General features: G+C 71.4%; 9 protein-coding genes. 1 reads left to right on the top strand and 8 read right to left on the bottom strand.

What is annotated here, in order from left to right:
* Nucleotides 1–18: 18 nt before the first annotated feature.
* The 8 genes from ACH4NX_RS18935 to ACH4NX_RS18900 all read right to left on the bottom strand — a co-directional run bounded on the left by ACH4NX_RS18935 (nt 19) and on the right by ACH4NX_RS18900 (nt 10,902).
* Complete coding sequence (locus ACH4NX_RS18935; protein WP_398129351.1) at nt 19–1,629, bottom strand: MFS transporter; 1,611 nt, start codon at nt 1,627–1,629, stop codon at nt 19–21.
* 479 nt (nt 1,630–2,108) lie between these two features.
* Nucleotides 2,109–2,747, bottom strand: a complete 639-nt coding sequence (locus ACH4NX_RS18930) for a helix-turn-helix domain-containing protein (RefSeq protein WP_351402343.1) — start codon at nt 2,745–2,747, stop codon at nt 2,109–2,111.
* 128 nt (nt 2,748–2,875) lie between these two features.
* A complete protein-coding gene (locus tag ACH4NX_RS18925) occupies nt 2,876–4,273 on the bottom strand; it encodes an APC family permease (protein WP_398129352.1) in 1,398 nt (465 codons plus the stop codon).
* A 122-nt stretch (nt 4,274–4,395) separates the two neighbouring features.
* Nucleotides 4,396–4,473, bottom strand: a complete 78-nt coding sequence (locus tag ACH4NX_RS18920; RefSeq protein WP_370443954.1) for a 50S ribosomal protein bL37 — start codon at nt 4,471–4,473, stop codon at nt 4,396–4,398.
* 249 nt (nt 4,474–4,722) lie between these two features.
* Entirely contained in the window at nt 4,723–5,058 is a 336-nt protein-coding gene (locus ACH4NX_RS18915; RefSeq protein ID WP_351402347.1) for a hypothetical protein, read from the bottom strand.
* Between the two features lie 23 nt (nt 5,059–5,081).
* The gene (locus ACH4NX_RS18910; protein ID WP_398129353.1) at nt 5,082–9,842 is read right to left on the bottom strand and encodes a putative T7SS-secreted protein; all 4,761 of its coding nucleotides are present in this window, start codon (nt 9,840–9,842) and stop codon (nt 5,082–5,084) included.
* A gap of 2 nt (nt 9,843–9,844) precedes the next feature.
* On the bottom strand, nt 9,845–10,498 hold the full coding sequence (locus ACH4NX_RS18905; RefSeq protein WP_351402352.1) for a hypothetical protein: 654 nt from the start codon (nt 10,496–10,498) through the stop codon (nt 9,845–9,847).
* Entirely contained in the window at nt 10,495–10,902 is a 408-nt protein-coding gene (locus tag ACH4NX_RS18900) for an SseB family protein (protein ID WP_351402354.1), read from the bottom strand. Before ACH4NX_RS18900 ends, ACH4NX_RS18905 begins: the two co-directional genes overlap by 4 nt.
* 386 nt (nt 10,903–11,288) lie before the next feature.
* Between ACH4NX_RS18900 and ACH4NX_RS18895 the strand changes: the two genes are divergently transcribed.
* On the top strand, nt 11,289–11,954 hold the full coding sequence (locus ACH4NX_RS18895) for a maleylpyruvate isomerase family mycothiol-dependent enzyme (RefSeq protein WP_351402356.1): 666 nt from the start codon (nt 11,289–11,291) through the stop codon (nt 11,952–11,954).
* The last annotated feature ends 180 nt before the right edge of the window (nt 11,955–12,134 follow it).

The raw sequence follows: 12,134 nt of genomic DNA, 5'->3' as shown, positions 1-12,134 counted from the left end.
GCCTGGGAGTGCGGCGGCTCACCGCGCAGAGTCGCTGTGTTCCGTCTGTCGGACCTCGGCCGGCTTCTCCTCGGACCGCTGCCGGGCGCGGCGGCCGGGCAGGACGGCGAGGACGATCAGGGTGCCGGCGGCCATGATGATCCCGCCGACGAGGCTGGTCGTGGCGACGCCGTGGGCGAAGGACTGGTTCACGGCGCCGGCCAGGGCCTCGGCCTGCCGGGGGCCGGCCGCGGGGTCCGTCGCGAGCCGCTCGGCGACGGCCAGGCCGCCGCCCACGGAGTCCTGGGCGGTGTCCAGCGCGGCGGCCGGAAGCCGGTTCCCCACCAGGGCGGCGAGTTCGTCGCGGTAGGCGGTGCCGAGGAGGGAGCCCAGTACGGCGATGCCCAGCGAGCCGCCGAGCTCCAGGGCGGTGTCGTTGGCACCGCCGGCGACACCCAGTTCACTCTCCGGGAAGGAGCCCATGATGGTGTCGGTGGCCGGTGACACGCTCAGCCCGATCGCGAGGCCGAGCAGCAGCATCGGGGCCAGGAAGTCGGCGTAGGCGGAGTCCTTCTCGATGAGGACCAGCAGGAGGACACCGACGGTGCCGATCACCATGCCGGAGCCGACCATCGCCCTCACACCCAGCTTCGGGGTCAGCTTCCCGGTCACCGCCGCGCCGACGAACACGGCCCCGGCCAGCGGCAGCAGCCGTACGCCGGTCTCCAGCGCTCCGTACCCGAGCACGAACTGCAGGAACTGCGTGGCGTAGTAGATGGCGCCGTAGGTGCCGAAGAAGAAGAACAGCACCGCCAGCATCGAGCCGCTGAAGGGCCGCAGCAGGAACCTGCGCACGTCCAGCATCGGGTGCGGGTGGCGCAGCTCCCAGGCCACGAAGGCCACCAGGCCGACGCCCGCGACGACGGCCGCGGCCACCGGGCCGGCACCCCAGCCGAAGTGCGGGCCCTCGATGGTCGCGTACACCAGGCTGCCGACGGAGACGATGGAGAGCAGACCGCCCACGTAGTCGATCCGGCCCATGCCGGCCGCCCTGGACGGCGGTACGAGGAGCAGCGCGCCGACCACGGCGGCGACCGCGATGGGCACGTTGACCAGGAAGGTCGAACCCCAGGAGTGGTCCTCCAGCAGCCAGCCGGCGACCAGCGGCCCGACCGCGATGGCGAGGCCGGAGGTGGCGGTCCAGGCGGTGATCGCGCGGGCCCGCTCCCTCCTGGGAAAGACAGCGACCAGCAGGGACAGCGTGGCCGGCATGACGACGGCGGCGCCGACGCCCATGACCGCACGGGCCGCGACCACCAGCCCGGTCTCGTCCACCAGGCTGCCCATCACCGAACCCCCGGCGAAGATCACCAGGCCGGTGATCAGAGCGCCGCGGCGGCTGTACTTGTCGCCGATCGAGCCGAGCACCAGCATCAGCGCGGCGTACGGGACGGTGTAGCCGTCGATGACCCACTGCAGGTCGCTGCTGCTCAGGCCGAGGTCGGCGGTCATGGCCGGTGCGGCCACGATCAGGGACGTGTTGGCCATGACGACGATCAGCAGGCTCAGACACAGCACGAGGAGAGCCCACCAGCGCCGTGCGTACGGCCCGGTCATCTTCTCGACGGGTGTGGTGGCCAGGAGGGGCATGGGGGCTCCCAGGGAAACGAGGGCAGGTTAATTGCCCATCGATGGGCAGACTGTTGCAGAGTAGTTTGTTGCACAGAGACGTGCAAATAATGTCGGGGCGGCCTCCTCGGGACGGCGGGCGGCCCTCAGGTCGGAGGGCGGCCCCCTCCACCCTGGCGGTACGGCGCGCGGTCGTCGGCTCGGACGCGCCGGGCCCGGCCTGGGTGCTCGGCGCGGCGCTGGAGGCACGCCTGCCCGGCGCTCCTGGGCGTGCGCGCGCCAAGGGCCTGGGACGACGACGGCACGGGCACCGCCGAGGCCGCGTCGACCGTGGCGGGGGCGAGGGTGGGGCGGAAGGCGGGGGCGCGACGGGGACGTGCGCGGGCCGCGCGGTGCCGGGCAGCTTCTTCTCGGGCGGGAGTGACCTCCGTACGGAGGTGGGGCCGGCGCCTCACTCTCCCGGGACGGCCCGCGCCGTCACCGTCGGACGGCCCGCGCTGTCACCGTCGGGGCGGGGCGACGTCACCGACCACGGCGCGGGCCCGCTGCTCCGGGACGCCGGCCGCGATGAGCTGGGCGACCGCCACCCGGGTGCCGTCGTCCTCCAGCGCACCGGTGTTGACCTGCTCCAGCAGCGCGACGGTCATCGCCTCCAGCCCGGCGCTCAGCACGGCGGGCGGCAGGTGACCGGGGAAGACACCGTCCCGCTGCCCCCTCTCCAGGATGGCGGTGACCTCGGCGCGGGCCGGGGCCAGGATCTCGGACACGCGCTCGACACCCAGGTCGTGCCGGGCCAGCGCCAGGAGCATCCGGTACCGGTCGCCCACGGGCCACATCAGCAGGGTGAAGTGGGCGAGCGCGCGTTCGGCCGGTTCGGCCGGCCCGGTCCGCTCCGCCCCGGCGTCCATCGCACCGCGCAGCACCTCGGAAGCCTCCTCCGCAAGGGCCTCCAGCAGCGCCGAGCGCCCGGGGAAGTGGCCGAAGAGGGTACGCCGTACGACACCGGCGGCGCGGGCGAGCTCCTCCAGGGTGGTGTCCGGGTTCCGGCCCAGCTCCCGGCGGGCCGTGGCCAGGATGCGCGCCCGGTTGGACCGCGCGTTGCGTCGCTGCGGCTCACGGGCGACGGACGGCTTGGTCACGGGGTACCTCTGGGGCGCGGTCGGCGGGGCGTCGGGAAGGCTTCGGGCGTCGGGCTTGGAGGGGGCGCCGAGGCGTCTCATTCTGGCACGGTGACCGCCCTCCGACCCGACCGGCGCCCCGCCCGCGATCACCCGCGCCCAGCCCGATCCGTGCCTGGGTCCGTGTCCCGGTCCGCGCCCCGGTCCGCGCCCCCGGCCGACTCCCGTACGGCGGCGAGCGCGGCGAGCACGATGCCCACGGCCACGACCAGCAGCCCGCGCAGCCACACCGCCGCCTCGATCTGCGTGGCGAGCACGACACAGGACACGGCTCCCAGCACCGGGAGCACGGTCGGGGCCCGGAAGTGGCCGGCCGTTCCGTCCGCCTCGCCCGGGTCGCGGCGCAGCACGAGCACGGCCGTGTTGACGATGAGGAAGACCACGAGCAGCAGCAGGACCAGGGTGGACGCCAGGGTGGCGACGCTGCCGGTGAGTGCGAGGAGCATCGACAGCAGGGTCGTGGCCGCGATCGCGGCCCATGGCGTACGGCGGCCGGGCAGCACCTTGGTCAGCGCGGCGGGCAGCAGCCCGTCCCGGGCCATGCCGTAGGCCAGGCGGGAGGACATGATGCCGGTGAGCAGCGCGCCGTTCGCCACGGCGACCAGCGCGATGGCGCTGAACAGCCGGGTCGGCACGCCACCGGCCGCCTCGACGACCTCCAGCAGCGGCCCGCTGGACTCGGCCAGCCGGTCCGTCGGTACCGCCACGGACGCGGCGACGCCCACCAGCACGTACACGGCGCCCGCGGTGGCGAGGGCGCCGAACAGGGCGCGCGGGTAGGAACGCCGCGGGTCGCGGGTCTCCTCGGCGACGTTCACCGACGTCTCGAATCCGACGAAGGAGTAGTACGCCAGTACGGACCCGCTCAGTACGGCCGCGGCGGCCCCCTTCTCCGGTGTGCCGAGCTGCCCCAGCCGCGCCACGTCGCCGTCGCCGCGCAGCAGCAGCCAGCCGCCGAGGACGACGATGACGAGGAGACCGCCCACCTCGACGACGGTGGCGACGACGTTGGCGCGGGTCGACTCCTTGATGCCCCGCGCGTTGACCAGCGCGAGCAGGGCGAGGAACAGCACGGCGACGAGCCCGACCGGCAGCGTCACGAAGGCCGACAGGTAGTCACCCCCGAAGCCCCGGGCCAGTGCGGCCACGGACACGATGCCCGCGGCGAGCATGCAGAACCCCGCGACGAAACCGGCGAACGGCCCGAAGGCGCGGGTGGCGTAGTGGGAGGCCCCGCCCGCCCTCGGGTACTTCGTGGCCAGTTCCGCGTAGGAGGCGGCGGTGAGCATCGCCAGCAGCAGGGCGACGGCCAACGGCACCCACACCGCTCCCCCGGCGTCGGCGGCCACCTGTCCCACCAGGACGTACACGCCGGCGCCGAGCACGTCGCCCAGGATGAAGAAGTACAGCAACGGGGTGGTCAGCGCCCGCTTGAGCGCCGGCTCGCCCCGCGTGTCCGCCGGTTGTCGCTTTCCGAGTCTCGCCATGGCGCCTCAGGTTTCCCGCCGGACGGGAAGCACGCCATGATCTTCGTGCCGGCCGCGCCGGGAACGCACTCGGGTGGGCGGCATGTGCCGCCCACCCGATGCGTCGACCCGTCCGGTGCCGGCTAGCTCTGCGGACGGCTGCCGTGGTTCGCGCCGTTCTTGCGGCGAGCCTTCTTCTTACGACGTCGCTTCGAGGACATCGAACCCTCCTCTTCCTGTGCTTTCACGTACTGTCCACCGGATTGTGACCCCGGAGATCAGGGAGCGCCTTTCCCACTGGCGCCACGGCAAACACCCGGCCCCGGAATACACCCGCGTGGCCCACGTCACAGGGTTCAGCCGTGCGCGGCCCACGTCATCACAGCCCACGTCACCACGGCCGGCGCCCACCCGGCACAAGTGCCGAGGCGTGGTGTGCCCGCTGCGGGGCGGAGGGCGCCGAGCGCTTCCTACTGGAAAAGGAGGCGATCGCGTACCGACAGGTGGGGGGCCACCTGGATCTCCGTGGTCCCCGCGCACTCACCCGTGTGGAAGTCGATGAGGATGTGCTTGGCCGATTGCTCCGAGGTGGCGGAAAGGCGCGTTGCGCCTTCTCGGAAGAGGTCCATCATCTCGATTCCCCGGTCGTTCTCCCAACGGATCCTCACCGACCTCGCCAGCCCGTCGTAGGAAAGGGTGAGGGATTGCCCGGCGGCATCCCGAACCGTGAGGACCCGTACACCGTCTTCGTCCGAGTCCGGCCACTCGCCGACGGCCTCGTAGACCTCTTCGTCGTCGGGGATCACAAACTCTCGGTACACGTCCGCCTTCACTTTCCACTGTACGGCGGCCAGTGGTCCAGGCTGCCGTGGATGCTCACGTTCGGGCCGCTGCCGCGGAAAATAACCGTGGACAGTCTATGTCCGCCCTCCGGCAGGATCTGCCAGGTGCTTTCGACGCCGAGCGCTCCGTGCGGGCCGTGGAGGACGGATTCGGTCACGCCGAATTCACCGCTTCCGCCGGGCCACTCCTTGGTGAACGTGCGCCCGAACGGCTGTTGGGCGGCGCTCGCCAGATGGTCGGTGAGGTACTGCCGCATCTCCGGAGTGTCCGGTATGCCGATCCGGTGGAGTTGCAGTTCGTTCTGCAGTGCCCGTGGCGAATTGTGCGAGTCCTGCTTGATGTCCTTGTTGAACAGGTAGTCGAGTTTTCGTGAATCGATCTCCGCGTTTCCTCCCGTGTCCCGGTAGGGAGAAAGGCCCAGCGGGTCCGTCCAGGTGTGTGGATTGTGGACGTAGGAGGCCGGGTTGGGTGCCGGAGCGAGACCGAGCGGGTCCGGGGTGAGATAGCGGGCCGTGGCGGGGTCGTAGTGCCGGAAGAGGTTGTAGTGGAGGCCGGTTTCGGGGTCGTGGTACTGACCGGGGAAACGGAGGGGCGTATAGGTGGTGCTGCCCCGGTTCCAGGCGGTGGTGCCCCAGAGCGTGGACCGGGTTCGCCAGGCGATGTCCCCGTTCTCGTCGACCAGTTCGGTCGGGGTGCCGACGAGGTCCGTGACGACGGCGAAGAAGCGGCGGTCGATCTCCCGCTGCCCCGCGTCGCGGGCGAGGACGCGTTCGGTCTGGGCGAGGGGAGTCGAGCCGCGATGGTCCCAGGTGAGTGCGACGGTGTTGGGCAGGTCCTGGGAGACGGTCGTCTGTTCGCACAGGACCATGCCGTCCCAGGCGAATCGGGTCTCCTCCAGGACGGTCTCGCCGTCGTCCGCGAGACGCTGCTTGGCGATGCGGCGGCCCAGGGGGTCGTAACGGTAGTTCCAGCGGGTCCCGTCCGGTGTGACGACAGAGGTGAGGCGGCTCTCGGTGTCCCACGCGTAACGCCAGGTCCGCGGCTTGCGGGACAGGCGGGTCTGCTGCCTGAGGACCACACGTCCGAGACGGTCGTGTTCGAAGCGGCTGTCGCCGGCACGGGCGATCGTGGTGCCGATGTACGTGCGGGGGCCGGTCGTCTCGTGGCCTGGGTGCGTGGCGGGCCAGGAGGCCTCGGTCTGGTTGCCGGCGAGGTCGTAGGCGTAGCGCTCGGTCCATCCGTGGGCCTGGACGGCGGTGACACGGCCGGCGGCGTCGAGCTCGAAGGACCGGGTGCCGGACAGCTGATCGGCCACGGAGGTCAGGTGACCGTCGGCGCGGTAGGTGTACGTACGGCTGTTCAGGGCCTGCCCACCCGCCGTGAGGCACTGGGCGGAAAGCCTGCCGGCCTCGTTCCGGACGGACGACAGGGTCATCGTGTCGCCATAGGAACGCGACACCTCGCGGTCCGCGGCGTCATGGGTGAAGTCGACCCGGTGGCCGCTCGTGTCCATCAGGCCGAGGCGGCCTGCCGCGTCGTAGGCGTACGTGGTGACATGGCCGGCCGGGGTCACGCGTCGGGTCCGGCGGCCGAGCGCGTCGTACGCGTAGGTGATGGCGTGGCCGTCGACGAGTTCGGTCTTGAGCAGGCCGCGCCGGTCGTACCGGCGGATCAGGTCGCCGTCCGGGCCGGATGCCTGCGAGAGCCGTCCCGACGCGTCGTACGCGTAGGTGGTGATCCGGCCTCCGGCGTCCTTCCTGACCATTCGGCCGAGCTGGTCGTGCTCCAGAGTGAGCACGCCGCCGAGGGCGTCGGACCGGGAGGTCAGCTGCCCCGCGGCATCGAGACGGTAACCGAGGGTCCGGCCGTCGAAGTCGGTTTCCGACACGAGGCGGCCCGCCGGATCGTACTCGTAGGTCCAGGAGAGACCCTGCGGGTTGGTCACACGGGTCAAGCGCAGGTCGGTGTCGTACTCGAACTCGTGACGGGAGCCGTCCGGCTCGGTGCGGGCGGCGAGGAGGTCGAAGTGGGTGTACTGGAAGCGGGTCACTCCTCCGGACGGGTCGGTGTGGGTGAGGCAGTTGCCCTCGCCGTCGTAGGTCCATGACTCGGTGGCGCCGTCCGGGACGGTTCGGCGGACGAGACCGCCGTCCGCGTCCCAGGTCAGACGGGTCACTCCGCCGACCGGGTCGGTGATCTGTGTGACTCTGCCGAGGGCATCGCGTTCCAGGCGGGTGGTCCCGCCGGCCGGGTCGGTGACTTCCGTCGGCAGGCCCGCGCCGTCGGGGACCATCCGTGTCGTGGCGCCGAGGGCGTCGGTGACCGAGACGAGGCGGCCGTGCTGGTCGTACCCGTAGTACGTGGTGTGCCCGTTCGGTTCGGTGACCGAGGTGCGGTTGCCGAGTTCGTCGTACGCGTAGGCCGTGCGGTGCCCGTCCGGACCGGTCACCTCTACCGGCAGACCGAACGGGCCACGCACGGTACGCAGAACGCTGCCGTCGGGCCGGGTGGCGGACACCACGCGGCCCTCCTCGTCGTAGGAGTGGGTGGTGGTGCGGCCGAGCGGGTCCGTGCGGGTGAGGAGGTTGCCGCGGGTGTCGTAGGTGAAGCGGGTGGTGTGGCCGAGAGGGTCGGTGGTGGCGATCACCCGGCAGCGGCGGTCGATGAGATGGCGGGTGGTGCGGCCGTCGGCGGTGGTGAGGGTGGTGGTGCGGTGGCCGGTGTCCGGGTGGGGTTCGGTGTACGTGAGGGTGATCTGGATGTGACCTGCTTCGCCGCCTTCGGCGATGACGCGGTCGCGGTCGTCGTAGATGTAGTCGTAACGGCTGTTGTTGGAGTCGATCCAGGCGGTGACGCGGCGGCGGTCGTCGTAGACGAAGGTGGTGTGGGCGCCGGAGGGTTTGGTGACGGTGGTGAGGTTGCCGTCCCGATAGCCGTAGGACATCAGTGGCAGGTCGATGCCGTTCTCGCCGGCACCGGCGAGGGCGAGGGCGGTGATGCGACCGTCGGTGGTGGTCAGCTTCACGTGGTGGCCGGCGGAATGGACCAGGGAGAGCGGGAGGCCGCCGTCGGTGCGGTCGATGGTCAGGGTGTGGCCGCCCCGGTCGGTGACGGAGGCCAGCCAGGCGGTTCCGTCGCCGCCGGGTTCGCTGCCGGGCGGGGCGGTGAAGTGGCGGGTCAGGCCGGTGTCGGGGTCCGTGAGCGTGTAGTCACCGTCGGGATCGCGCGCGAGCAGTGCGCGGGTGGCGCCTGTCTCGTGGTGGGTGGGGACACCGGGGACGGGGTGCGGGTAGGTGATCAGCAGACCGTCTGCGCCGACGTGGACGACACCGACCGGGTCGATGGCCAGGCGTTCGTCGACGGTGCAGGTCCAGGCCGGGCCGAGGAAGTGACCGGCCGCGCAGCCGGACTCGGTGCGGCGGGTGAAGGCGAGCGGCAGGATGCCAGGGATCGCGAGATCCGTCTGAGGGAGGAACATGCGGCCGGAGGCGAGGTCGACGGGGTCGGTGCCGTCGGTGGTGCGGCTCGGGTCGGGCCGGTTGTGGGCGCCGTCCGGTGCGTCGTCGACGAGGTTGCGCAGCCGGGCGGCGTCCGCGGCGTCGGCGGTGAGGCGTACGACCTTGACAGCGGCGCCTCCCCCGCCGGTGGCCACGGTCAGCGCGGCATCGGGCACCAGGCGGCCGAAGCCCTCATAGGGGTCCTTCATGAAGTCGCCGATCATCTGCCTGCCGGTGCCGACCGGATCGTTCGCGGCGAGGACCAGCCCCGCGGCCAGGCTGTTGAGGCTGGTGACGTACTCGGCGGGATGGGTGATGTTGTAAGGGTCCAGCGGGTTGATCCCGCGGACGAAGTTGAGCAGCCCCGCCGTGCCCTTGATGATTCCGCCGCCGACATGGTCGCCCATGATCTGCAGTTCCGCGAGGCCGCCGACCGCCTGCTCCGCGTACGACGGCTTCTGCGGAGCCTTGTCCCGGGCGGCTCGCACCGAGGAACGGGCGGTCTCCGCGGCCGTGTTCCGCTGGGTGCGGGCTTCGGCCAGGATGTCCTGCGCCTCCTGCATCAGCTTCTTGCCCGGATCCTCGAACGTCGGCGCGGGACAGGGCGGCAGCGTGGACGGGTCACGCCGGTCGGCGGGCTGTGCGTTGTAGCGGTCGACGGCCCCGTTGTAGGCGTCGACCTTCTTGCGGTGGGCGTCAGCGGCCTCCTCCGAGGCCTTGACACCTTCCTTCCACTTGTCGATCGCCGTCTGCGCCTGCGCCTGCGCCCATGTCACCGTCCCGGCGAACGCCTCCAGAGCGGCGGCCGCCTTCTCCACGGCGTCCGCGCCGGTGAACCACTTCGGCGGCTGCGTCGCCACCGCCTTGCGCAGCGCCTCGGCCGTCTCACCCTTGAGCTGCGAGGAGTCCAGGCCCTTGAGGCCGTTTCCGGCGTCGTCGAACGCCGTCTGGAACGCGCGCAGCGTCTCCGCGGTGGACCGGATCTTGTCCGGGCTGCCGTGGACGAGCTTCGTCTTGTCCTCGGTCTGGCCGAGGTCCATCTCGTCGACCTCGGCGCCCATCCGGTTCGCGACCGAGCGCGACTGTTCGCGCACCCAGTCCGCGCCGGACTCCCAGCCGACGTCGTCGAGCCGGTCCGCGGTCCAGTTGCCCGCGTCCTCGACCCGGTTACCGGCCCACTCCACTCCGTCCTCGACCGCGTTCTCGACGGAGTCCGGCGTGATGTCCTTGATGAAATCGCCGATGCCCATGTTCAGCTGCCCCCGTGTTCACCCTGCTGTGCCTGCCGGGCGCGTTCCTCCGGCGACGGGCCGAACGTGTCGTCCAGCGCCCGGTCCCACTGGTCGTCGGAGATGCCGAGCGCGTCGGTGAGGATCTCCGACCGCTCCCCGCCCTGCCCCTCGGTCAGGACGGTGCGGCCGGTGTCCTTCCAGGTCTGCTCCATCTCCGCACCGGCCCGCTCGAACGACTCCGCGCTCCAGTCCGGGTCGAGGTAGTCCGGGGTGACCACGTCTCCCCAGCCCTGCTGGGCGATCTCCTCCTCAGAGGCGTGCGGGTTGCCGCCCATCACGGAGTTGAGGCCCACCTTCAGCGTGCCCGCGATGTACTGGTCGTGCTCCCACTGCGTGCCCGCTGCCAGACCCAGCCGGTCGGAGAGCGCGCTCGCGTCGCCGACCAGGGCGCGCACACCCCACTCCCAGCGCTCGCAGAAGTCCTCGAAGTCCACCGACAGGCCGTGATGCCCGGCCTCCATCCCCGTCATCGACAGCTGCGAGAAGCCCTTGCCCATCACCGACCCCGTGGCGCCGCCCAGCTCACCGAGCTCGTCGATGACCGCGCCCACGCCCCGCGTGAATCGCGCGACGGCCTCCCTGCCGAGCTTGATGTCCAGCCCGTCCTCGCTCACACCCGGCCCCCTTCCCCGGCGCCCACGGCGGCGGCGTCCGGGACGATGCCCGCGACCGGCGGGAAGAACATCGACCCGTCCTCGGAGGCGATGTCCACGGCCACACCCGCGGGCTCGCCCAGCGACGGCACGACCTCGTCGACGAGGCGGGCGCCCAGCAGCGCCGCGTAGTCCATCGGCCGGTCACCGCTTCCCTGCCGTACCGCGAACCGGGCCAGCGCTGTCTCGTCGGTGAAGGCGCAGATCCAGCGCACTCCGCCCGAGTACGCCGACCACAGGCCCCCACCGTCGATCGGCACCAACAGGACGGCACGCCGCATCTCACCGACCATGGCCCGGGGGTCACCCACACCCGCTCTACGCTCGGCGATCCGCTCCGCCAGCGCTGTCCCTGCCCGCTCCATGAGTACCTCCCACATCCTCTGCCGATCGTGGAAACCGTAGATCAGGACGCGTGCGGAGGTACGGACGGTTCTCCTGGAGGGGCAGGCCGCGGGCACCGGGCCGGGTCAGCCGCGGCCACGTCACGGCCGGGAAGCCGGAGGGGTTCGCGGCCACGCCGTCCCCGCCCCGGAGGGTTCGCACCGCTGACGTCTCGGACCCGCCGAAGGCGACGGAACCGCGGTGCCCGCTCCATCGGGCAGGCACGCGAAAAAGTCCGCGCACCAGCGATGACTTCGCTCCGGGGCGGGAGTCTTCCCTTCGATGCCCCTCGATACCCCTCGATGCCCCCCGGCACCACCGGCTCCGGCCCAGGGGGCAGCACTACCGTGTCAGGAGACACTCGCACATGACTGATTCGAAACTGGCGGCGGCCCGTAACCGGCGTACCGCGCTCTGGCCCCTGATCCACACTGAGCGAAGGGCGCTGGCGGCCGATCTCGCGGACCTTGCCGACGAGCGGTGGGCGACCTCGTCCCTGTGCACCGAGTTCACGGTGCGTGAGGTGCTGGCGCACCTCACCGCGGGCGCGAGCCTCGATACTCGGCGGTGGCTGGCGGGTGTGGTCCGATGCCGGTTCGACTTCGACAAGCAGGTGGCCGTACGGCTGGCGGAGCAGCTGGGCTCCACCCCCGCCGAGACCCTGGAGAGGTTCCGGCGCGTGATACCGAGTACGACCAAGCCTCCCCTCCCGGCTGTGGCCATGCTCGGGGAGACCATCGTGCACGGAGAGGACATCAGGCGGCCGTTGGGCATCGGCCGGGACTACCCGATCGACGTGGTCACGCTGGTGGCCGAGTACTACAGGGGCTCGGACCTCGTGGTCGTTGCCAAGGGACGTATCGACGGCCTGGGGCTCGTCGCGGAGGACGGCCCCTTCACGGCCGGTTCCGGGCCACTGGTCTCCGGTACCACCCTGGCCCTGGTCATGGCGATGACCGGGCGCTCGGCCCACTGCGACGACCTCCGAGGCGACGGCGTCGAACTCCTCCGCACACGCTGCGGGAAGACGTGACTCGCGGGTGACGTCAGGCCACGTGCACTGCTTCGCGACGAGGACGAGGGACGAGGGACGAGATGCTGCCGGCCACCTTCACCCGGGGGTCTTCACCTGCTGGGCGTCGAAGTCGAGTAAGTAGGCGTAACCATGTATGAGTGAGTGTCGTTGTCAGAGCGTGAATCTGACGGAATGGGC

The sequence above is a fragment of the Streptomyces sp. NPDC017225 genome (assembly GCF_044331465.1).
In the GTDB taxonomy this organism is placed as follows: Bacteria; Actinomycetota; Actinomycetes; order Streptomycetales; family Streptomycetaceae; genus Streptomyces.
This window is presented reverse-complemented; position numbering and strand designations above follow the sequence as displayed.